Source organism: Dokdonia genika (assembly GCF_042652845.1).
Taxonomy (GTDB): Bacteria; Bacteroidota; Bacteroidia; order Flavobacteriales; family Flavobacteriaceae; genus Dokdonia; species Dokdonia donghaensis.
Window position 1 is genome coordinate 165,999 of sequence record NZ_JBHSHB010000012.1, and the last position, 24,452, is coordinate 190,450.

19 protein-coding genes are annotated in these 24,452 nt (G+C 39.2%); 13 read left to right on the plus strand and 6 right to left on the minus strand.

The annotated features are described in order from the left end of the window. Positions 1-46: 46 nt before the first annotated feature. The 3 genes from ACFO5T_RS07610 to ftsY are packed head-to-tail and all read right to left on the minus strand — an operon-like array spanning position 47 to position 3,067. Positions 47-1,729, minus strand: coding sequence for an amidase family protein (locus ACFO5T_RS07610; protein WP_380033336.1), 1,683 nt, complete (start codon positions 1,727-1,729; stop codon positions 47-49). A 37-nt stretch (positions 1,730-1,766) separates the two neighbouring features. After that, positions 1,767-2,099, minus strand: a complete 333-nt coding sequence (locus ACFO5T_RS07615; protein ID WP_375253330.1) for a hypothetical protein — start codon at positions 2,097-2,099, stop codon at positions 1,767-1,769. Positions 2,100-2,113: 14 nt separating this feature from the next. Beyond that, on the minus strand, positions 2,114-3,067 hold the full coding sequence (gene ftsY, locus ACFO5T_RS07620; RefSeq protein WP_035327777.1) for a signal recognition particle-docking protein FtsY: 954 nt from the start codon (positions 3,065-3,067) through the stop codon (positions 2,114-2,116). Between the two features lie 294 nt (positions 3,068-3,361). Between ftsY and ACFO5T_RS07625 the strand changes: the two genes are divergently transcribed. The 8 genes from ACFO5T_RS07625 (at position 3,362) to secDF (ending at position 16,154) form a co-directional block, all read left to right on the plus strand. Further along, positions 3,362-4,714 (plus strand): UDP-N-acetylmuramate--L-alanine ligase, encoded by a 1,353-nt coding sequence (locus ACFO5T_RS07625; RefSeq protein ID WP_380033339.1) that lies wholly within the window; start codon positions 3,362-3,364, stop codon positions 4,712-4,714. A gap of 51 nt (positions 4,715-4,765) precedes the next feature. Beyond that, entirely contained in the window at positions 4,766-6,112 is a 1,347-nt protein-coding gene (locus ACFO5T_RS07630) for a hypothetical protein (protein ID WP_380033341.1), read from the plus strand. A gap of 80 nt (positions 6,113-6,192) precedes the next feature. After that, the gene (locus tag ACFO5T_RS07635; protein WP_380033343.1) at positions 6,193-7,329 is read left to right on the plus strand and encodes a DinB family protein; all 1,137 of its coding nucleotides are present in this window, start codon (positions 6,193-6,195) and stop codon (positions 7,327-7,329) included. 195 nt (positions 7,330-7,524) lie between these two features. Next, a complete protein-coding gene (gene gyrB / locus ACFO5T_RS07640) occupies positions 7,525-9,468 on the plus strand; it encodes a DNA topoisomerase (ATP-hydrolyzing) subunit B (RefSeq protein WP_038599816.1) in 1,944 nt (647 codons plus the stop codon). Positions 9,469-9,601: 133 nt separating this feature from the next. Beyond that, a complete protein-coding gene (locus ACFO5T_RS07645; RefSeq protein WP_380033345.1) occupies positions 9,602-10,606 on the plus strand; it encodes a DUF6588 family protein in 1,005 nt (334 codons plus the stop codon). A 680-nt stretch (positions 10,607-11,286) separates the two neighbouring features. Continuing rightward, positions 11,287-12,213 (plus strand): malate dehydrogenase, encoded by a 927-nt coding sequence (gene mdh / locus ACFO5T_RS07650; protein ID WP_299148087.1) that lies wholly within the window; start codon positions 11,287-11,289, stop codon positions 12,211-12,213. A gap of 202 nt (positions 12,214-12,415) precedes the next feature. Next, complete coding sequence (locus ACFO5T_RS07655) at positions 12,416-13,012, plus strand: hypothetical protein (RefSeq protein WP_380033348.1); 597 nt, start codon at positions 12,416-12,418, stop codon at positions 13,010-13,012. A gap of 163 nt (positions 13,013-13,175) precedes the next feature. Next, positions 13,176-16,154, plus strand: coding sequence for a protein translocase subunit SecDF (gene secDF, locus ACFO5T_RS07660; protein WP_380033350.1), 2,979 nt, complete (start codon positions 13,176-13,178; stop codon positions 16,152-16,154). 218 nt (positions 16,155-16,372) lie between these two features. Here the strand turns inward: secDF and ACFO5T_RS07665 are convergent, their stop codons facing one another. From ACFO5T_RS07665 to ACFO5T_RS07675, 3 genes are all read right to left on the minus strand, one after another. Further along, positions 16,373-17,014 carry a 7-carboxy-7-deazaguanine synthase QueE gene (locus ACFO5T_RS07665; protein WP_380033352.1) on the minus strand — a complete coding sequence of 214 codons (642 nt, stop codon included), beginning with the start codon at positions 17,012-17,014 and terminating at the stop codon, positions 16,373-16,375. A gap of 90 nt (positions 17,015-17,104) precedes the next feature. Next, positions 17,105-18,262: an MFS transporter gene (locus ACFO5T_RS07670; RefSeq protein WP_380033354.1), complete on the minus strand. Its 1,158-nt coding sequence runs from the start codon at positions 18,260-18,262 to the stop codon at positions 17,105-17,107. Between the two features lie 123 nt (positions 18,263-18,385). Continuing rightward, entirely contained in the window at positions 18,386-19,009 is a 624-nt protein-coding gene (locus ACFO5T_RS07675; RefSeq protein WP_380033356.1) for a hypothetical protein, read from the minus strand. A 185-nt stretch (positions 19,010-19,194) separates the two neighbouring features. On the opposite strand from ACFO5T_RS07675, the gene kynU reads away from it, so the two are divergent. The 5 genes from kynU to ACFO5T_RS07700 are packed head-to-tail and all read left to right on the plus strand — an operon-like array spanning position 19,195 to position 24,429. Further along, the gene (kynU, locus tag ACFO5T_RS07680) at positions 19,195-20,457 is read left to right on the plus strand and encodes a kynureninase (RefSeq protein ID WP_375252299.1); all 1,263 of its coding nucleotides are present in this window, start codon (positions 19,195-19,197) and stop codon (positions 20,455-20,457) included. Beyond that, a complete protein-coding gene (locus tag ACFO5T_RS07685) occupies positions 20,457-21,074 on the plus strand; it encodes an FMN-binding negative transcriptional regulator (protein ID WP_375252298.1) in 618 nt (205 codons plus the stop codon). Before kynU ends, ACFO5T_RS07685 begins: the two co-directional genes overlap by 1 nt. A gap of 49 nt (positions 21,075-21,123) precedes the next feature. Next, complete coding sequence (locus ACFO5T_RS07690) at positions 21,124-22,524, plus strand: FAD-dependent oxidoreductase (protein ID WP_380033359.1); 1,401 nt, start codon at positions 21,124-21,126, stop codon at positions 22,522-22,524. 15 nt (positions 22,525-22,539) lie between these two features. Further along, a complete protein-coding gene (locus ACFO5T_RS07695) occupies positions 22,540-22,986 on the plus strand; it encodes a RidA family protein (RefSeq protein WP_380033361.1) in 447 nt (148 codons plus the stop codon). Next, positions 22,987-24,429, plus strand: a complete 1,443-nt coding sequence (locus ACFO5T_RS07700; protein WP_380033363.1) for an aldehyde dehydrogenase — start codon at positions 22,987-22,989, stop codon at positions 24,427-24,429. The last annotated feature ends 23 nt before the right edge of the window (positions 24,430-24,452 follow it).

The window sequence follows — 24,452 nt, forward strand, 5'->3', positions numbered from 1 at the left end:
TTTTAAAAGCTAGACGACAACAGCCATTTAAAATGTATTCCTTCTTTTACTCCTGATATCCTTCTGGCAGTGTTCTAGCATTAAGTGTGCTCTCTACACCTACCGCGATATTGTAAATCACTTCTTCATTTTTAGACGGAGTGATAATAGTAATTCCCTTAGGCTCTCCTTGTGCGGTGAAGCCCATAGGTAATGTAAGTGCTGGATAATGTGCCGCTGCGGCATAGCCAGCATCATAATTATTTATGGAGAGTATTGCGTCTAGTTGCCCACTAGCTTCAGGGTGCTTGCTCAATGCGTCTTGAAAATAAGCCTGAGTAACCTCCATAAGGTTTTCTTTAATTGCTTTAAGCTCTGTATCGGTTGTGCTATCTGCAACGATACCTTTAAAAAGCTGTTGACCGTAAGGAATACGCGCAAGGCTATCTTGATTATTAAATGAAATGAGCTCCTCTATATTTCTATTTTTTACTGAAGGAGCAACCTCTGCATCGTAATAAGCAGGAAGATCATTTTTCATATCTATATTTAAGATAGACAGAAAACCAGGCATATTAACTCGCTCCATATCTACCTCAATAAGTGTAGCTTTTGTTTCCTTAAGCTTATTGATAGCCGCGGCATAAATACTGTCTTGCAAGTATCCCTTTATAACACCAAGATATTTTCCTTCAAGGTTCCCTTCTTTAACAGCTTGTACATAATTACCACTAGATGCATAACTATAAGAATCTGCAGCATCTTTACCCGTGAGCGCTTGTAGTACAATCGCATTATCCACTACATTCTTCGTCATAGGTCCAGGTGTGTCAAGGTGACTAGAAATAGGTACAATCCCACTACGACTTAAAAGACCGATGGTAGGTTTGAGGCCCACTAGGTTATTTTGGCTAGAAGGTGATAGTATAGAACCGCTCGTTTCTGACCCTATGGCGGCTACGGCATAATTTGCCGCTACACTCACCCCAGATCCAGAACTTGATCCTCCTGACTCAAACTGTAAACGACCGTACGGATTTATGGTCTGACCACCTACAGCACTATAACCTACTGGACAACCCGAACATAAAAAATAAGCCCACTCGCTCAAGTTAGCTTTGCCTAATATTATGGCATTTTCTTCTTTGAGCCTTTTCGTAATAAATGCATCACCTGCATTATTCTCTGTGAGTGCTACAGATCCTGCTGTTGTAGGCATTCCCGCTGCACCAATGTTATCTTTTAAAAGTATAGGCATTCCGTATACAGAATATTCATCTATGATAGATTTATCTTTAGTATCAAGTGCTCTCGCTTCCTTCACCGCTTCTTTATTGAGAGCGATGACTCCGTTAAGCGCTAAGTTGTTATCACTTTCAAAACGCGCAATACGATTTAGATAAAATAGGGTCAGTTCTTCGTATGAGTAATCTCCATTTTTAACGTGTTTCTGGATGGTCGGGATATCTTGTTCTAAAATAAGCGGAGAGATTTCTGAGATACGCTTTCGCGAAAGCGTATTTATCTCCCCATTGAGATCTTTCCAAATATCATTTTTATCGAGTCCCTTTGCGTTTACAAGCTTGAGGTGCATTCTGCTATTTTCTAGTGCTTGCGTTTTTGCAATATCTAGTGAGTCATTATAAGCTTCCCAAACATATCGCGGAGTTGTGTCTGCTGCGGTAGTGGGAGCTTCATTTTTACAAGAAAAAAGCGCCGTTGCGAGCGCGAGGGTATACAAGTATTTCATAGTGCATTTTTATAGTCCACTAAAAATACAAAATGCGTCACCCAAAAGGATTAACCCACATCAAGAAACCATAGATAAAAAACTTAGTAGACTCAAATATAATCACTGCAATTACGGGTACCCACCAGTATTGTGAAGCTATCGTACCCTTAAGGATTCTCCATATATAAAATATGATGAGACTGTAAAAGGCAATAAAAATATAATGAGGAAAAGCAGTGTACTGCGCTAGATATTTAGGCACAAGGTCACTCCTCACCGCAGTGTATGCTGTATAGACGCTATACAGGTTAAGTAATAAGAAACCAATAGCAACCACTCGTAAGGTGCGCAACGTAAGTTCTGGAAGCCACCTTAAATCGAGTTTCATAAAAAAGTGATGGCTTACTTAAAGAAACTATCTACAAACTCTACTTTATTAAAGACTTGTAAATCTTCGATACCTTCTCCCACTCCAATGTATTTTACAGGGATTTGAAACTGATCAGAAATTCCTATCACCACACCACCTTTTGCGGTACCATCTAGTTTTGTCACAGCTAGCGAAGTCACCTCTGTAGCTGCTGTAAATTGTTTTGCTTGTTCAAAGGCGTTTTGCCCCGTAGAACCATCAAGTACAAGAAGTACATCGTGAGGAGCATCTCCCACTACCTTTTGCATCACACGCTTCACCTTAGTAAGCTCGTTCATAAGGTTTACCTTATTGTGTAATCTCCCGGCAGTGTCTATAATAATTACATCTGCATCTTGTTTTACGCCACTCTCTAGAGCGTCAAAGGCTACTGAGGCTGGGTCACTTCCCATTTGTTGTTTTACAATAGGTACATCTACTCGATCTGCCCATACCTGCAGTTGATCTATCGCTGCTGCTCTAAACGTATCTGCCGCACCAAGCACCACTTTTTTACCTTGCTTTTTAAACTGGTAAGCAAGCTTTCCTATAGTAGTTGTTTTTCCCACACCGTTTACACCTACCACCATAATCACGTGTGGTTTATTTTGCGATGGGATTTCAAATTCGGTTGCGTTACCTGTGTTTGTCTCACTTAGTAGACCGGCGATTTCTTCGCGTAGTATCCTGTTAAGCTCATCTGTGCCTACATACTTATCTTTGGCCACACGCTCTTCTATACGCGTGATTACTTTAAGCGTGGTTTTAACACCCACATCACTGGTAACAAGCACTTCTTCAAGATTATCAAGTACATCATCATCTACCTTAGACTTTCCGGCAACTGCCTTACTCATCTTATCAAAGAAGCTCGTTTTTGTCTTCTCTAGCCCTTTATCAAGGGTTTCTTTTTTTTCTTTTGAAAATATTTTCTTGAAGAAACTCATTTGGTTGTGCGTTTTCTGTGTTCCGTAAGCAGAACGTTGGTATCGGTTAGACAAAAATAGTGCCTTTTACTGAGAATGTCGTTATGTCAGTACAGACAACTCGCAGAGAGTCAATATTTCTGCATAAACAAACGCCTTTTTGCAGTCGTAACAGTGTTTTGGCAGCGAGGTTTACGAGAAGAAAGTGTTTTTGTTACGCTTTCGCGAAAGCGTACTCACACCCAAAATAGAACTTATAATACTCGCACATTTGGAATCGAAATCTTATTTTTACGATAAAGACTTTTACAACATATGAACATTCATTTTATAGCCATAGGTGGAGCCGCAATGCATAATCTAGCACTTGCTTTACATCACAAAGGAGAGACCGTAACAGGTAGTGACGACACGATTTTTGACCCGTCAAAATCTCGACTTGAAAAATATGGACTATTACCTGAAGCATTTGGCTGGTTTCCAGAAAAAATAACAAGCGACCTCGATGCAGTTATTTTAGGAATGCACGCAAAAGAAGACAACCCAGAGTTGCTCAAAGCACAAGAACTAGGCCTCAACATTTACTCATATCCAGAATATCTATATGAACGTGCAAAAGACAAAACTAGGGTCGTTATAGGAGGATCTCACGGTAAAACCACCATTACCTCTATGATACTGCACGTGATGCATTACTGGGATAAAGAGGTAGACTATATGGTGGGTGCACAGCTAGAAGGCTTTGACACGATGGTGAGAATGACAGATGACGCAGATTTTATGGTGCTAGAGGGTGATGAGTACCTGAGTAGCCCTATAGATCGCAGACCAAAATTTCACTTATACAAACCTAATATTGCCCTACTAAGCGGTATTGCTTGGGATCATATTAATGTCTTTCCCACGTTTGACAATTATGTGGAGCAGTTTCAGATTTTTGTAGACTCAATGACAAACGGTGGTGCAATGGTGTACAATACCGAAGATGAAAATGTGGTGAAAGTAGTAGAGAATGCCACTGCCCACATTAAAAAATATCCTTACCAAACACCTGAGTACACGGTAGAAGATGGTGAGACCCTACTAGAAACTCCAGATGGTGCGATGCCTATAGAAGTTTTTGGGAAACATAATCTCAATAACCTAGCCGGTGCCAAGTGGATCTGCCAGCATATGGGTGTTGTAGAAGAAGATTTTTATGAAGCCATCTCAACCTTTACGGGAGCCAGTAAGCGACTTGAACTTATCGCTAAAAGTAAAGACACGGTCATTTACAAAGACTTTGCGCATAGTCCTTCTAAAGTAGCTGCAACTACAAGCGCCGTAAAAGAACAATATGGGGACCGTACTGTTGTAGCCTGCCTAGAGCTTCATACGTACAGCAGCCTTAATCCAGAGTTTTTAAGCGAATATCAAGGAGCACTAGATGCTGCAGATGTGGCAGTGGTTTTTTACTCACCAAAGGCTGTCGAAATCAAAAAACTAGAACCTATCACAGCGCAGCAAATCGCAGCAGCTTTTAAACGTGATGACCTTACCATATTTACAGACCCCGCAGATTTTAAAGCCTTTTTATTTGAACAAGAGCTTAAAAATAAAGCCATACTGCTTATGAGTAGTGGCAATTATGGCGGCTTAGATTTTGAGGAGGTTAAGGGGTTGGTGTAACAAATACAAGTTTATCACTACCAACTTAGAACACAATCTAGCAACACACATTTGGGTTCAAAGAAATTTCTTCATAAAATACCGCTACAAGAATTCTCAAAAAGAAAATTCTTATTAGGTATTGTTTTAGGGATTTTAACCGCTGTTATCTTCTATTACTTCCTGCAGTATCTTTTTATACTCCAGAGAGGTGTACTCTTAGCATTTGTATATAATTCAGATAACACTCTAGATACAGATACACGGAATTATATTGCGCTATTCTTTTCTTCAATTTCTGTCGCGCTAGGAAACTCAATTAGCATAGCTTTTATTTTTTCTGGAACTGACACAAATAGTCAAAAAAGAAAAGCCAGAAGGAGAATTATAAATGACCAAAGTGCTCTTACCCCAACTGCAATATTCTGGATTTTAAAGATTTTAGTCCTCACAATAGGAAGCATCATAATATCCCACAGTTCCATAGTATTTAAGGAGTTTGCTTATGCAATAGCATTATCACCCATAGTTTTATTCTTTGACCAAGTAAAAAGTCTAAGGAGATTTTTAAAAGGGTATACAATCGCAAAAATGAGTATTCACTTTGCTATACTGAGTCTACTAGTATTTATCATCGCTTTGAGTAACATAAATGCTTATGATAAGCAAGGCAATCTTCAATCTATGAATGGATCATTTGCAAATATTCCAAAATTTAAACTTGAGAGCGAGTATAGAGAAGACATATTTATAGATTCACATCAGAATCAAATTAGATTTAAAGTCACGGAGAAGAATGATAGTATCAAAATTTTTGGATGGGATCGTTTCTTGACTTATCACGACGTCCAGGTGTCTATCCTAGAATCTAAACAATCTCATTATAGATATGATGCTCTATTCTATATTGATAAATCTATCAAATGGAATAAACTAGACACATTATTTGACAAACTTCTATTAACCAATGCAAATAAGGTATTAATTACAATTACTGACTCTGAGGCTTTATGGGAGATCTATTACAAACATCATATTATCACGTCTAAAGAACTTTATAACAAATGGTCTAACTCAAAGGACTATCCTCCCCCTCCACCACCACCCCGATTTTTTGAAGAATTTATACTAGATAAAAACGTAGACACTTTAAATATTGCTTCATTTAAAAACACTAAGACATCCATCGAAGATTCGATATTCTCATATATCTATGAAGGCGCACAAAGTAATACTGCGTTTGTATTTTCCATTAACCAAGATATTTCAGTAGAAGAATATTTGGAATTTATAATAGGTTACAAAAAAGCTATCTATCAGTTGAGAACTGATTACAATAATCATCCTCAACTAAGAGATGATGCTTCTGCAAAATCCAAATATCCAATGATTTATAAAGATGTATTGATTAATCGTTGATTTTTCAAACATATCATTTTGTAACAAAACCCCTATCTTGCTACTAATAAAGCCAGTAAGAACTCAAACAAGTCAATCCAATGAAATTTATTCCAACTCTTATCGTATTACTCTGCTGCTCATTTGTTGCAAAAGCACAGCAATCTCAAGTATCAAACAGCTGGACAGCCTTTTCTCAATCTATAGATATGAGTATGGACCAGGAGCGAAAATTTATTCTTAAAGCAGCTGTAAAGGCCGAAATTGCAGACTCCACAGCTTGGGCAGGACTATGGGCCCGAGTAGATATGAAGAATAATGAGAATGGCTTTTTTGATAATATGGGTGATAGACCTATCAGAGATCCAAAGTGGAAAGAATATACCATAGAAGGGACCATAGGTAAAAATGCAGAACGATTACTTATAGGTGGTTTGATGCTATCTGATGGAACATTCTATTTTGACAACTTCTCTTTACAAATAGAAGACAGTAACGGCATAATGACAGATTTTCCACTAGGAAATGCCGACTTTGAAAAAACAGCAAAAGGAGAGAAAATAGACTCTTGGTTAGAAGGTATAGGTGGTACAAACAGCAGTTCTGTACTGGAGTACACACTAGAATCATCTAGCGATGCTTTTACCGGAGCACACTCCCTAATGATAACAGGAGAAGGTACCGAAACTATGGACTTTGGCCCAGCCGAAATTAAGTCTGAAGATGGTTATGCTCCCCAGCTAGGTGTTTTAATATCAATGCTAGATGATTTAAAAGAGCGAGTTGAGTATAGAGTAAAAGGAATGTCTCAGCACGAGATAGATCATCTACACGATGAGAATGCAAATCGTATAGGTGCACTCGTAATGCACCTAGCAGCAGCAGAGGCATTTTACCAAGTAAGAACATTTGAAAACAGAGGCTTTAATGAAGAAGAAGCCAAAAAGTGGGGACTAGCCTTAGACTTAGGTAAAAAGGCTCAAGAGGAGTTTAAAGGGAAGCCTGTGAGCTATTACCTAGAGGAGTTTACAAAAGTTAGAGAGCGCACTAAAGCTCTTTTTAAGTCTGCAAGTGACGAGTGGCTTCTTGAAGAAGTACCTAGTTATGGGATGAATAATTACTACGCCTGGTTTCACGTAATGGAACACCAGTCGAGTCACTTAGGTCAGGTTTTATTTCTTGCAAAACGCATTCCGCCAGAGGCAGAGATCAATGCGCCAACTGAGATGAAAAATTAAAGCTTTATAGATATTTAAAGATCATAATTCCGCTTTCGCGAAAGCGTAAAAATGCACCTCACAAATTACGCTAAAAAGAGGCTTGTATTTTTCCACAAAATGTTAATAACTTCAAGGGTTTTCGAGGGTTTTTAAGACCTTTCTGGAGACCCTTTCTTTATATTTGTTTTTAGACAATATTTTAAGAATTATAATATGAGCGACGACGCTAATAAAAAGCAATATTCGGCAGATAGTATTCAGGCCCTTGAGGGAATGGAGCACGTACGTATGCGTCCTTCGATGTATATTGGAGATGTAGGAGTTAGAGGTTTGCACCACTTAGTATATGAGGTGGTAGACAACTCTATAGATGAGGCTATGGGAGGTTACTGTGACGCTATAGATGTTACTATTAACGAGGATAACTCAATCACGGTACGAGATAATGGTCGTGGTATCCCTGTAGGGATTCATAAAAAGGAAGGTGTATCTGCATTACAAGTAGTAATGACTAAGATAGGTGCCGGTGGTAAATTTGATAAAGACTCTTATAAGGTTTCTGGTGGTCTTCACGGGGTAGGTGTATCTTGTGTGAATGCACTATCTAACCATCTTAAAGCTACGGTTTATAAAGAAGGAAAAGTATGGGAGCAAGAGTATGAACGTGGTAAAGCATTATACCCAGTAAAAGCTATAGGAGATACAGATTTTACAGGTACTGAAGTTACGTTTACTCCTGATGATTCTATCTTCCAGCAAACTACAGAGTACAATTATGACACGCTTGCTTCAAGATTAAGAGAACTGGCTTACCTTAATAAAGGTATCACTGTAACACTTACTGACAAGCGAAATAAGAAAGAAGATGGTGAGTTTGAAAATGAAACTTTTCACTCCAATGAAGGCCTTTCAGAATTTGTACGCTTCTTAGATGGTAACCGTAATCCTATAATAGGGAACGTTATCTCAATGGAGGGAGAGAAAAATGGTGTCCCTGTAGAAGTTGCTATGATTTATAATGATAGCTATGCAGAGAACTTACACTCATATGTAAACAACATTAACACACACGAAGGAGGAACACACCTTGCAGGTTTTCGTCGTGGTCTTACGGGATCACTCAAGAAATTTGCAGATGCCTCTGGAATGCTAGATAAACTTAAGTTTGACATCGCGGGAGATGATTTCCGTGAGGGTCTTACAGCTATTATTTCTGTTAAGGTAAGTGAGCCACAATTTGAAGGGCAAACTAAAACCAAACTAGGTAACCGTGAGGTTACATCTGCAGTATCTCAAGCAGTGGCAGAGATGATTGAGATTTATATGGAAGAAAACCCGAATGATGCTAAGACCATTGTTCAAAAGGTAATTCTTGCAGCTCAAGCTCGTCACGCAGCAAAGAAAGCGCGTGAGATGGTGCAACGTAAGACGGTAATGAGTATAGGTGGTTTACCTGGAAAATTATCTGACTGTTCTGAAACAGATCCTGCAGTTTGTGAAGTATTTCTTGTTGAGGGAGACTCGGCAGGTGGAACGGCTAAGCAAGGTCGTGACCGTGAGTTTCAAGCCATTTTACCACTGCGTGGTAAAATCTTGAACGTTGAGAAAGCAATGCAGCATAAAGTTTTTGAAAACGAAGAGATCAAAAATATCTTTACAGCCTTAGGAGTAACTATAGGTACAGAAGAAGATAGTAAAGCACTTAACCTTTCAAAACTTAGATATCACAAAGTAGTTATTATGTGTGATGCCGATGTAGATGGTAGTCACATTTCTACTCTTATTCTTACTTTCTTCTTCCGCTATATGAGGGAGCTGGTAGAAAAAGGTTTTGTATACATTGCAACACCACCATTATACTTGGTTAAAAAAGGTCAGAAAAAGCAATATGCTTGGGATGATAAAGAACGAGATGCGATAGCAGAGCGTCTGGGTACTCAAGGTGTATCTATACAACGATACAAAGGTCTTGGAGAGATGAATGCAGAGCAGCTTTGGGATACAACTATGAATCCTGAATTTAGAACACTACGCCAGGTTGCTATAGATAATGGCACAGAGGCAGATAGAATATTCTCTATGCTTATGGGTGACGAGGTACCACCTCGCCGTGAGTTTATCGAGAAGAATGCTATCTATGCAAACATAGACGCTTAAACACTCTTAATAATATACGTAAAAGGCTCTAAACTTAGGTTTAGAGCCTTTTTTTATTTTAAATGGCATTACGAATTCTCTAATAGTTTGATAAATAGTATTTTCCCATATTCCTACTGAAACCTATGTGATTATGACACTAAAACTACGCCTTTGTATTTTCAATTTAATTATTTGCACTTCGCTTCAAGCCCAATCTGTTTTTGAAGATGTAGAAAAAACTGTACAAGACCTCGTTTTTATTTCTGAAGGTTTTATAACACCCGGTGCAGAGGCAAGCTCATTTCAATCTTCTGCAGCTTGGGTAGATAATGCCCGTTCATTGAGATTATTCGAAACCAAAACTTCTTTGCACTTTAACACGCTATTTACACCCAATAGTAAGCGTAGTTTTGAAGTCTCAAATTCAGATTTCAATAATTTTATCATTCGTGATGGTTCGAGCAGCGCTATCATACCGAGTGCATTAGGTGGTGAGACTTCTACCTTTTTTGATTTTACCATAGGCGATGAACCTAATGAATTACAAGCTTTTGAAGGCGTACAACAAAGTGTGCTTTTCCACCCCTTTCTACAGGCCTCTGTAGGCTTGTGGAAAAAGACAGAGGTTACCTTACGTTATTCCCCTAGAATACCCATTGAAGATGCGGCATATAATATTTATGGTATAGGCGTTAAACATAACCTCAATCAATACAGCTCTAAAGGCGAAAATCCAGAATCACTTCAGTATGCTATTGCAGCTTCATACGCTCGGTTTGACTTAAGGATCAAATTAGATGCTTTTACTATAGACAATCCAGATGACACAGAGACAACTCCGCTTCTAGAAGTAGACGGTATGGAAATAGCTTCAAATTCGATGCTTTTTCAACTTATAACTTCTAAGAGACATAAGCAATTTGAGTTTATGGGTAATCTGGGAATAACAGTGAGCAATTATGATTTTTCGCTCAATGGTCAAGAAAGTCAGTTTTTATCTATTTTAAATCAGCTAGTAGAAAAAATTGATACTCAAAAAACCGCTATAAGAGGTGAGATTGGGGTGAGCTATCATTTCTCAAAGTGGAGCTTATCGCACATCTTAACGGTAGGAAGATTTACAAATTCTAACCTAGCAGTTATGTACAGGCTGTAACTATCTTAAAGCTCTCATCTTATTCAAACAATATCGATAAAAAGTAAATTATAATCGACAAAGTGTAGTTTTAAACAATCTGATTAATGTTTTATCACCTCACAATTTAAAGCTTCAAAAAATATTTAAATTGCAGTAGTATATGATGAGTGTTTGACACTTTTCGCTATTTTCTTATAATTAGATGTAGGGGTTTAATTTTAAAGAATCTAGTCATACGTAAATCCTCGCTATCTGATAGTGAGGATTTTTTTTAATTAAGCCTTCTCAATAAGTGCATACTTCCGTACAAGATTTTAGTTTTAATCGATGAAATACTTAATTTATCGATGAATTACATAAATCTACATATTTGATCTCTAACATTACTTAACAAAAAAATCAATTTTTTAAGTCGTAGTACATTTACACCAGCGTAATCATACGTTGATTATTAAACTATTCTAAGTTGGGTATTTGAAATGGTTTAAAAAACAAGCAACATAATATTTTGATTCATTTGGATTGTGAATTCAGGCTTGTTATATCCCTGTCACTACTTGTAGCGACAGGGATTTTTTTTTGACGCCTATTAATACAGTTTTATCATCTTAGACTACATTAAAAGAAGGAGATATCGTATTTTCGTAGCAGCTTTAAAAAGCTGTATAAATCAACATAAAAATTAAAAATTATATCCAATGAAAGTTACCGTAGTAGGTGCTGGAGCCGTAGGTGCCAGCTGTGCAGAATATATCGCAATAAAAGATTTTGCTAGTGAAGTAGTATTAGTAGACATTAAAGAAGGTTTTGCCGAGGGTAAAGCAATGGATTTAATGCAAACAGCTTCATTAAACGGTTTTGATACAAAAATCACAGGTACTACTGGTGATTACTCAAAAACTGCAGGTAGTGACATCGCGGTAATTACTTCTGGTATACCTCGTAAGCCAGGTATGACTCGTGAAGAACTTATAGGTATTAACGCAGGTATCGTAAAAAGTGTTGCTGCTAGTCTTGTAAAAGAGTCTCCTAACGTGATCCTTATCGTAGTTTCTAACCCTATGGATACAATGACTTACCTAGCTCATAAAGTAACTGGACTTCCTAAAAACCGTATCATCGGTATGGGTGGTGCTCTTGATAGTGCACGTTTTAAGTACCGTCTTGCCGAAGCTCTAGAAGCTCCTATCTCAGATGTAGATGGTATGGTAATAGGTGGACACTCAGACAAAGGAATGGTACCACTTACACGTCTTGCAACTCGTAACAGTGTGCCAGTATCAGAATTTATTTCTGACGAACGTCTTACTCAAGTAAAAGAAGATACTAAAGTAGGTGGAGCAACACTTACTAAACTTCTCGGAACTTCTGCTTGGTACGCACCAGGAGCAGCAGTATCAGGTCTTGTACAGGCTATTGCTTGTGACCAAAAGAAAATATTCCCTTGTTCTACACTACTAGATGGTGAGTACGGTCTTTCTGATCTTTGTATCGGTGTACCAGTAGTACTAGGTAAAAACGGAATCGAAAAAATAGTAGAGATCAACCTTGACGATGCAGAAAAAGCACACCTTGCAGAAAGTGCAGAGGGCGTTAAGAAAACTAACGGATTATTAGAGCTATAATACAGCCTACATAACTCGACACAAAGAGCCTGTTACTTAAATGTAGCAGGCTTTTTTTACGCTTTCGCGAAAGCGGAATACTTAAAAACTAACAATAAAACGCTTTACAATACCTTCAAATATGCTAATAAGTAGTCTTTAAAACATTGGGTACTTAACCTGAGAATATTATATTTGTCGCCTGATGAATAAACATCAATTTGTGAGAAACAAGTGGTACTTATATACATTTATTATTGCCCTAGCTATTTTAGGAATAAGCTTGGAGCAAAATGCTGTACCTAACCAGGAGATTCTCATAAAATTTACTACTTCTCAAAACAGTGTGCATAACACTCAAGATGCAATTGCACTTGTAAAGAGCAAACTAGAAAATGTAGACGTAAGTAATATCAAAGTTGAAGAGCTTGCAGATGGAACGCTCAAACTCAGTTACTACAGTGATCTAGACGTATCTGAGATTCAAGAAATTTTTAGCGAAACAAGTAATAGTCAAGCATACACGACTACTCCTGACCACTACCCTACTGGTGAGAGTCCTGCAGAGTACTACGAGCTGGACATCTATAAAATTCAGAATACCAGCGATTTTGATGGACCAGCTGGTCATATTGTTGAGCCTAAGCCTGAGACTACACGTGCTACAAGCTTTGATACCTATGCTGCTTTTAATAACCAGCAAGCAAGAGAAGAAAATAGTAATACACACACAACCTATACACTTTATAGGTACAATGCTATCGCATTAAAAAATATCCAGTACCGCATACCACAAGTACGTGCTGGACCTATTTCTTAACAACTTCACCTAGATATATACAGTCTCGCCAGTGGCTTGTTGTAATGTCTACAACGCTACTTCAATACCCAGAAGTGGCACTTATTATCAATTAATTATTTATCAACCTTCAGAGATTTTGGTTTACAGTAAAGCCACCTTTTCTGAACTCAAACAAAGTAAAATGCAAAACAAAGGACTCATTAGAGTTTTTGCGTTAATTTTTGGTCTGGTATGTTTATACCAACTATCATTTACGTATTTAACAAACAAAACAGAAGACGAAGCAAAGGCATATGCCGTTGCACAAGCGCCTACAGATGCAGATGCACAAGATCGCATAGAGCGCACGTACTTAGACAGCATAGGAGCAAATCCTATCTTTGCTGGCATCACTTATAATGATGCAAAAGAGAAAGAACTTAATAAAGGTCTGGATCTTAAAGGAGGTATCAACGTGATACTTCAGATATCTATACGTGATATCTTAGGTGGTCTTTCTAACAACAGTACAGACCCAGCTTTTATCGCAGCACTAGATGCTACAGATGAGGCGCAAAAAGATAGCCAAAACACCTATTTTGAAGATTTTGTAACAGAATTTGAAAAGCAGGGTGGGCAACTAGCCTCTCCAGACATCTTTGCAAATGTTGTTCTAGAAGACAAAGTAAACACAGGAATGAGCAACTCTGAAGTTGCTACAGTTCTTGAAGGTGAAATTAAAGAAACTATAGGCTCTGCTTTTGAAACGTTACGTAATCGTATTGATAAGTTTGGAGTTACACAACCTAACATACAGTCTCTAGGAGATAACGGGCGTATACTTGTTGAGCTTCCAGGAGCAAAGGATATTGACCGTGTGAGAGGTCTTCTTGAAAAGACAGCACAACTTGAGTTTTACACAACTCACTATGCTGGTGAAGCACTTAACTATCTTGTTGGAGCAAATGAGACACTAAGAACTCTTGTTGCTGCATCTGAGAAAAAAGAAGCAGCTGTTGCTCAAGACAGCACACTAGATGATAATGTATCTGACCTACTTAAAGATGTAGATGAAGAAGAAGAGGAGCAAGATTTTGGACCACTATTTAAAATCTTTAGTCCTAACCAGCAAGCTGTACAGTTTAGTCAAGTACCTACTGTAGGATTTGCGGCTGTAAAAGATACAGCAACAATAAACTCTTACTTAAGAAACCCAGCAGTTATCAAGCAGCGTCCGGCATCTTTACGTTATGCAAAGTTTGCTTGGGGTGTACCAGAAGAAGGTGCAGACATCGTAGGACTTTATGCACTTGAGTCTAACAGACAGGGAGCACCATATATGGATGGTGACGTTGTAAACGACTCACGCCAGCAATTTACTCAAACACAACAACCATCTGTAGGTCTTGATTTTGAAGGACAAGGGGTTAACCAGTGGGCAAAACTTACTCGTGAGGTTGCTCAAAAAGGAAATGCTATTGCCATTGCACTAGATGGTAATGTATACTCTGCAGCAACAGCTCGTCAAGAGATTAAAGGAGGTAGCACAGAGATCTCTGGGAACTTTACAGTAGCAAGCGCACAAGATCTTGCAACAGTATTAAACGCAGGTAAACTTCCTGCATCTGCTAAGATTATTCAAGCAGAAGAAATAGGACCATCATTAGGTCAAGAGGCTATTAACTCTGGTATCTTATCATTCTTAATCGCACTTTCACTAGTACTTATCTGGATGGTATTTTACTACGGTAAAGCCGGAGGATTTGCAGATATCGCACTTGTAGTAAACATCATTTTCATCTTTGGAGTACTTGCAGGTCTTGGAGCTGTACTTACACTTCCTGGTATTGCGGGTATCGTACTTACTATAGGTATGTCTGTAGATGCAAACGTACTTATCTTTGAGCGTATTAAAGAAGAGATACGCAAAGGAAAGTCTCAAAAAGATGCTATTAAAGACGGTTTTAACAACGCACTTTCATCTATTCTTGATGCAAACATTACGACGTTCTTAACGGCACTTATCCTTTTCTTATTTGGAACAGGACCGGTACAAGGATTTGCAACTACGCTTATGATAGGTATTGCAACATCACTTTTCTGTGCAATCTTTATCACACGTCTATTTATAGATGGATACGGTAAAAACGGAAAGTCTTTAGAGTTTGCTACATCTATGACAAAGAATCTATTTGTAAACAACAATGTAGACTTCTTAGGAAAACGTAAAATCGCTTACGCTATCTCTGGAGTACTTATCGTAGGAGGTCTTGCTGCCTTATTAACAGGAGGTCTTGACGCAGGTATTGACTTTGTAGGAGGTCGTACGTATACAGTACGTTTTGATCAACCTATGAATGCACAAGAAGTAGAAGATGCACTTGTTGCAGATTTTGGAAGTGCAGATGTAAAAACTTTTGGAGCAGATAATCAATTAAAGATTACTACAAAGTACCGTATCGATGAGACAGGTACAGATATTGATGCTCAGGTTGAGCAGCAACTATTTACATCACTTACACCATTCTTACCTAGCGGTATGAGCTATGCAGCTTTTGCAAAGTCTACAGATGATAAGCAGGTAGGTAAAATGGAATATTATATGGTAGGTCCTACTATTGCAGATGATATTAAGAAAGGAGCACTTTTTGCCGTAATCGGTTCATTAATTGTGGTATTCTTATACATCTTATTACGTTTCCGTAGATGGCAATTCTCTCTTGGAGCTGTAGCAGCAGTTTTCCACGATGTATTGTTAGTACTAGGTGTATTTGCAATATTCAAAAACATAATGCCATTTGATATGGAGGTAGATCAGAACTTTATTGCGGCTATTCTTACCGTAATTGGGTACTCTCTGAATGACACAGTGGTAGTTTTTGACCGTATACGTGAGTACATTAAAGAGCACGGTTCTACTAGAGGATTTGGTAAATTAATTAACCAAGCACTTAACAGTACATTAAGCCGTACACTTAATACGTCTGTAACTACATTAATCGTACTTCTAGCGATCTTCTTCTTAGGAGCTCCATCTATTAGAGGATTAATGTTTGCACTTATTGTAGGTGTGATCGTAGGTACATATTCTTCACTATTTATCGCAACTCCTGTAATGTTTGACACAGTACAGAAGAAAGGATTAAAGGAAGAAAAAGAAGAGGAAGAAGTAGAAGCATAAGCTTCTAAGAAACTCAATAAATAAAAAATCCGCTACTGAGAAGTAGCGGATTTTTTTATGCGCTTTAGCGAAAATTAGCTGTTAGCAAATATAAAGTTGCTGGATAATTGACGATAAAATTTTTAAGAAAGATGTACAGAAACTGTTGGACTACCAACTTCATCATCTCCGTAACAGTATCCCTTGCTTATAGCATATCGCTTAAAGCTTTAAGCCTACTATGGAATATTCAAATACTTATGTGTCTGTAAGCTCACCTTCCACTTTGGGTTTTCCATCACATAATCTACAATGAGTGGCACCATTTTATCACGCACAGACCATTCTGGCTGTAAGTATAGAATACAGTCCTCACCTACTTGTGCGGCGTGCTTCTCTGCAAAGTCAAAATCTGACTTATTAAAGATAATCACCTTCAGTTCGTTTGCTTTTTCTAGTACAGACTGTGTAGGCAGCATACGTTTTTTGGGAGAGAGACATATCCAGTCCCAATCACCAGAAAGCTGGTAGGCACCAGAAGTTTCTATGTGAGTTGTAAGTCCTAGTGACTTTAATTTTTTAGTAAGCGGGTTCATATCCCACATAAGCGGCTCACCACCTGTTACCACAATTGTATCTGAGTACTTTGCAGCATTTTCGGCAATGGTATTTGCATTTGTAGGAGGGTGTATTGCAGCATCCCAACTTTCCTTCACATCACACCAGTGACACCCCACGTCACAACCACCTACTCGTATAAAGTAAGCTGCTGTTCCTTTATGGAATCCTTCTCCTTGTATGGTATAAAATTCCTCCATAAGCGGAAGCATCTCACCAAGGTCTATTTGTGCTTGTAATGAATCTAGGGCCTGTTTTGTCATAGCGTGCAAAGATAGATAATACTACTAGATTTAAAACTATTTACAATAACTGTCTACGTTACCTTAACATACGTATAGCTATAGTTGGAGTCAATTACGCTTTCGCGAAAGCGTAATCCCGATAATCATCGCTAGTAATGCTCCGCCACCTAGCACCGTAAAGCTCAGCTTGAGACTTGAAAAATCTGCCAAAAATCCCACCAATGGTGGACTCGCAAGAAACCCTATAAAACCAGCTCCCGCAACAAACGAAATACCGTCTGCGCTGTTTACTCCCTTTGCTTTCCCTGCTAGTCTAAGCAACTCAGGAATAACCACAGAAAAGCCGAGCCCTATAATTGCAAAACCTATAAGAGTGACACAGGTACTAGCTGAGAGTACCGCTAGGTAGCCTACAACCGCAAGAAGAACACCACCTATGATAATTTTGAACGACCCAAAGCGCTTACTCACCCCATCACCAAAGAAACGCCCTATCGCCATAAACAGTGAGAAAAGTAAAAACCCCATTCCTGCAGTTTTTTCTGTAGCTACTTGCACAATATCTTCTAGATAGAGCTTACTCCACTGCTCAATGGCACCTTCACTTCCCATAATAATGAGAGCTATTATGGTAAGACCTAGCAGTGGTTTGAGTAAATTAAAATTAAGTGTCCCGTGACTGTCATCTATAGGTGTTCTATGCGTTATATAACTTTTGCAAAGCCACAAATTTGTGACAATGACCAGAATTGCAGCTCCCATACCGTGATAAACAGGCACCTTAACAAGGTCTATTATAAAATAACCTATCACTGCGGCAATTGCTCCTCCTATAGAAAAGAAACCGTGAGAAGAACTCATAATATGTACATCATCTTCGGTTTCAATATCTGAGACGAGCGCATTCATTGCTATATCTGTAAAACAAGAAAATAGCCCTACAGAAAACAAAGACACACACAGAAGTATATAAGATGGCGCAAGTAATGGCATTAAAAACAATAGTGAGAAGATTATAATACCTGCTACTGTAGCTACCCCTACTCCCACTCGCTTTATAACTCGAGAGGCCATCGTGAGCGACACGAGACTTCCTAACCCCATACAGAATAAAGCTACACCCAGCTCACCATCATCTATTTCTAGCTTTTCTTTTACTCTCGGGATGTAAAGCACCCAAGTACCTATCATAATATTGAGTGAGGCAAAAACCCAAGCGGGTGCAAAGTATCGTTTTCTTGATAGTATGAGAAACAGAGAATTCATCTCTCAAAAGTAAATCATCTTATAACTCAAACCACAAGAGTGCAAGAGTTTATACGCAAACGTTTTATAATAAAAAGGTCTCTCAGTTTGAGAGACCTTTTTATTATAGTATGTCAGTAATATTTACTCTTGGACTGTTACATTTTTCCACTTTCCACCACCAAAATAAAATCCTAAAGAGATACCAAAGTATCCATTCTTTACAGCACCAAACTCATTATTATTAAGGTCACGTAATTGACCCTCTGGCGCAAAATTATACTCTGCAGCAAGTCTAAACTTAAAGTAGTCAAAACCTACTCGCAACATCCCACCTAGACCATTATCGGTTTCTATATTATTTGCATCGTCATATTCATCAAAATCTGCGATTACGTTTGCACTAGAAACATATCCTATCCCAGCACCACCAAATACTGCAAAAGGTGACCCATCTCTATGGTAAAAGTAATAATCTATTGTACCTAGGTATGATCCATAAACAGTAACGACATCTGTTTCAAAAGCGTCAATTTCATTAGAAGGATTTGTTAACTCGGCAAGTGCCGCACCACCTATTCTAAAACCTACATTTATCTTTTCATCTATTGACCATTTAGGTTCCAGATTAAATAAAACACCATCGCCATATTCATTACCCGCAGCATAACCAAGGCGTATATCAAATCTAAATTTTTCTTTTTCTTGTGCAGTAACCTGTGTATAGCAACCTGCAATTAGTAAAAGTAGTACAACTAGTTTTTTCATAAAGTTTATTATTAAATGGTGCACAAATATAAATAACCTCGGCTCTCAACGTAAGAAAAACTCAGTTACATATTACAATTTAAATGTGCTGAACATTTAGGCTGCTTCATAAGCCTTGTAAGGCATTTTCTCCCTTAAAATCATTATTTTTAGACAAGCAACAGTTCTTCAAGAAAACAGCATATATGGTGTATGAAAATAATCTCGCTTTCGCGAAAGCGCAAGACGAAAAAGACCCCCTTAAAGAGTACCGAAATCACTTCTACATACCAGTAGACAAAGAGGATAACGAACTTATCTACCTCTGCGGAAACAGTCTAGGCTGTCAGCCAAAATCTGTAGCACAATACATAGAGCAAGAACTCAATGACTGGGCAGATCTGGGTGTCGAAGGGCATTTTAAAGAAGAAACTCCGTGGATGTCTTATCACGAGGAACTCGCAAAACCTATGGCACACATCGTAGGTGCAAAACCGAGCGAGGTAGTGATAATGAATACGCTCACGACAAACCTTCACTTGATGATGGTTTCATTTTATAATCCTACGCCATCACGTCATAAAATCATTATAGAAAGTGATGCTTTTCCATCAGATAAATATGCGGTAGAAAGTCAGATACGCCAGCGTGGGTACGATCCAGAGACGAGCCTTATACTATGGCAACCTCGAGAAGGAGAAGAATTATGTCGTTATGAAGACCTAGAAGCACTTGTAAAAGAACACGGCGACGGCGTCGCGCTTCTTTTAATTGGTAACACAAACTATTATTCTGGACAGTGCTACCCTATTAAAAAAATCACTGACTTAGGTCACAACAACGGCAGCAAAGTAGGCTTTGACCTTGCACACGGAGTGGGTAATATTATGCCAGACTTACACGAGAGCGGTGCAGATTTTGCCGTGTGGTGTACTTATAAATACCTCAACAGCGGTCCAGGAAGTCTAGGTGGTTGCTTTGTACACGAGCGCCATCATACAGATAAAAACATACAGCGATTTACGGGCTGGTGGGGACAAAACAAAGACACACGCTTTAATATGCGCAAAGGCTTTGACCCCATACCAACTGCCGAAGGCTGGCAATTATCAAATCCTCCTATTCTCAGTATGGCAGCGGTAAAAGCGAGCTTAGATATTTTTGAGGAAGCTGGTATGAGCAACATACGTGCAAAATCTGAAAAACTCACTGGCTACCTAGAGTTCTTAGTAAACGAACTCGATAATGAGCACATCGCTATCATTACACCTAGCGATCCAGCGCAACGTGGGTGTCAACTAAGTATTCAAGTAAAAAATGCCGATAAGAGTTTACACAAAAAACTAACCGAAGCAGGAGTCATCTCAGACTGGCGTGAGCCAGATGTAATACGTGTCGCTCCAGCACCGCTTTACAATAGTTATCAAGACGTATTTGAAATGGTAGAACGACTCAAAAAGATACTGTAATGTATATCCCTGAGATTTATAAAAATGAAAACCCAGAGGAGATACGCAGTTTCTTAAAAGAAAATGCTTTTGGGATTCTTGTCACAAATCTTGACGGAAAATCGTGTGCGACACACATCCCTCTAGAATTATCAAAACGCCCAGACGGCACCGAAATCATACACGCACACATCTCAAAAATGAATGAGCAAGTTGCTCATCTCAAAAATGGCGCAGAGGCGCTCTGTATTTTTAATGGACCTCACAGTTATATTTCGGCTAGTTGGTACGACTTTGAAGAAGTATCCACCTGGAACTATACGGCCGTACAAGTGAGAGGTAATGTGCGTTTACTAGATAAAGAAGGCACTTATAAATCCATCAAAGCATTGATGGATAAGTATGAAGCTCCGCAAAAAAATCCAATAGATATGGATGCGCTTTCTGAAAAAACATTGCGACAAATAAATGGCGTCGTGGCATTTGAGATTGAGATCACGAGCATTGAAGCTGTAAAAAAGATGTCACAAAACAGAAACGACAAAAATCACGCTGCTGTAGTTTCTAGCTTACGCGAAAATGGAACTCCAAACGACAAAGCCGTCGCAGACGAAATGGAGTGCTTGAGAAATAAATAAAATTCAAACAGTACTAACTGAGAGGTCACGCTAGTACTCACAATAATATATGGCAAAACAAGAACACATACTCATTATAGGCGCAGGCCTTTGCGGTTCGCTTCTAGCATTACGTATGGCACAACGTGGTTATAAAATCACCTTGATGGAAAAGCGTCCAGACCTAAGAGCCGTACATCAAGATGCTGGTAGAAGTATAAACCTCGCCTTGTCAGACAGAGGTTTAAAAGGTATACGCCTCGTAGGCCTTGAGGATCGAGTAAAAGATTTGTGCATCCCTATGAATGGAAGGATGTTGCACGACAAAGAAAGTAACACGCTTTTTAGTCCGTATTCTGGACGTACAGATGAATACATAAATTCTATCTCACGTACAGACCTCAACATTATGCTACTTAATGCGGCAGATGAGTATGACACCTTACAAGTACACTTTAACCAAGCTTGTACAAACGTAGATCTTAAAAATGCTACGGCAACCTTTACAGATTATCACACAAAAGAAGAGCAAACCATCACTGCAGATATTATTCTTGGTGCAGATGGTGCAGGATCTGCAGTGCGTAAGAGTATGTATATGAGTCGAGACTTTTTATTCAGCTTCTCGCAAGATTACTTAGGTCACGGTTATAAGGAACTCACCTTCCCTCCTGCCGAAAATGGCGGTTACCGCACTGAAAAAAATGCCTTACACATCTGGCCACGTGGTCGTGATATGATCATTGCTTTACCTAACCTAGATGGGAGTTTTACTGTAACGCTATTTATAGATTATGAAGATGCACCAGATAGTTTTGCATCGCTAGATAGCCCAGCTGCAATTACAGAATACTTTACAAGACAGTTTCCAGACGCTATCCCTATGATGCCTGAACTAGTAAAAGAGTATGAAGAAAATCCTGTAGGGCCGCTAGGTACTATAAAATGCCACCCGTGGAGCGCCTTTGGAAAAACGTGCATCCTAGGAGATGCGGCACACGCCATTGTTCCATTTTATGGACAAGGGATGAATGCTAGTTTTGAAGATGTGGTAGTTTTTGACGAGACGCTAGATGCATTTGGCGATCAAGGATGGGAGAAGGTTTTCAAAGAATTTGAAAAAACCAGAAAACCAGATACAGATGCCATTGCAGACCTTGCTGTAGATAACTTTCACGAGATGAAAGAACACACGGCTCACCCTATGTTTCAAGAGAAGAGAAAGCTAGAGACACAATTTGAGAAAGAATTTCCTGAGGAGTATTACTCAAAATATAGTTTAGTAACTTTCAACGAGGCGATAGGATACAAAGAGGCAATGACGCGCGGTAGAGCACAGAACAAAGCTATTTTAAACCTACTGGATGACGGATTGCTTCCTGATTCTCTTTCGCTTAAAGCGAAATTAAAAAAAGTACAACAGGCTACAGAAGACATCTTGCACGACGATGCCATAGCCGGAAACATATAACAAAATCATATACCTATGAGTGATAAAGATTTAGACCTACGTTTACAAGGCGATCCTTTTAATGAAAAGAAAGTGACACCTAGAGGAGCTTATCCTCATATTAAAAGAGCTGGAGACTTTCTATTTGTCTCGGGCACCAGCAGCCGCAAGGCAGATAACACCTTTGCCGGCGTGCACGTGATAGACGAGATGGGCACAATGCACCTTGATATCAAAGAGCAAACCAGAGCCGTGCTAGAAAATATAAAGAAAACACTCGCAACCGCAAATGCCACGATGGAAGATGTCGTAGATATTACTTCATTTCTTGTAAATATGAATGATTTTGGCGGTTACAATGAAGCCTACGGAGAGTTTTTTAATAAAGAAACTGGCCCTGCAAGAACCACCGTAGCCGTACACCAGCTACCACATCCGCATCTGGTGGTTGAAATTAAGGTAATGGCTTATAAGCCGGAATAGATGAACATCAAAAACTACATAAACGGCGACTATAAAAACCCAGCATCAAATGATTGGTTAGATAATTATGAGCCAGCTTCTGGTGAGGTATATGGGCAGATTCCCAATAGTAATGCGCAAGATATTGAGGAGGCTACCGCTTTCGCGAAAGCGGCATTCCCACAGTGGTCCGGCACCACGCTTGATGAGCGCAGTCGCATCTTGATGAACATTGCAAGTGGCATTGAAGCTAGACTTGAAGAACTTGCGCTAGCCGAAAGTCGCGATAATGGGAAACCGGTATCACTAGCAATGGCTGTAGACATTCCGAGGGCGGCGAGTAACTTTCGGTTTTTTGCAAATGCGATCACTCAGTTTTCGGCAGAGAGTCACGAGAGTGTGGGAATGAACGCAATGAATTTCACCCTACGTAAACCCATAGGCGTGGTGGGATGCATAAGTCCGTGGAATTTGCCACTGTATCTCTTTACCTGGAAAATCGCTCCGGCAATAGCCGCTGGCAATTGTGTGATTGCAAAACCTAGTGAAGTCACTCCTATTACGGCTTATCTGCTAGGTGAGATTTGTACAGAGGCTGGACTTCCTCCTGGTGTTCTCAATATTGTACACGGACTGGGACACACAACGGGACAAGCTATTTTAGAACATAAAGACATCAAGGCGATAAGTTTTACGGGAGGTACAAAAACGGGAGCGCATCTCGCAAAGACGTGTGCCCCTATGTTTAAAAAACTCTCGCTAGAACTAGGTGGTAAAAACCCAAATCTCATTTTTGCCGATTGTAATTATGAGGATATGCTTGCCACAACCGTAAGGAGCTCCTTTGCAAATCAAGGGCAAATCTGTCTCTGTGGGAGTCGCATTTTTGTAGAGCGATCTATTTATGACCGATTTAAAAGTGATTTCATTTCAAAAGTTAAGGAGTTAGTCGTGGGACATCCATCACAAGAAAGCACAAACCTAGGAGCACTCGTATCAAAATCACACCTTGAGAAAGTAGAAGATTACATTCACAATGCACAGACTTACGGTGGTACTGTTCTTTGTGGTGGTAAGCGAGTAACCGTTGCAGGATATGAGAATGGCTATTACCTAGAACCTACGGTTATTGAGGTGAACAGTAATGACTGCAAACTTAACCAAGAAGAGATTTTTGGACCTGTGGTGACTATAATGCCCTTTGACACCGAAGAAGAAGCCCTTGCTCTTGCAAATGAAACAAAATACGGACTCTCTGCAACGGTTTGGACTCAGCAACTTGACAGAACAATGCATTTAAGCAATGCACTTGAAGCGGGTATTATCTGGGTGAATACTTGGATGAATCGAGATTTGCGCACACCCTTTGGAGGGGTGAAAGCGAGCGGCGTGGGGCGTGAAGGCGGCTTTGAAGCGCTCCGATTTTTTACTGAGGCAAAAAATGTTTGTATTAAATATAATTAGAAAATAAAATTAGAGCTCAGTCG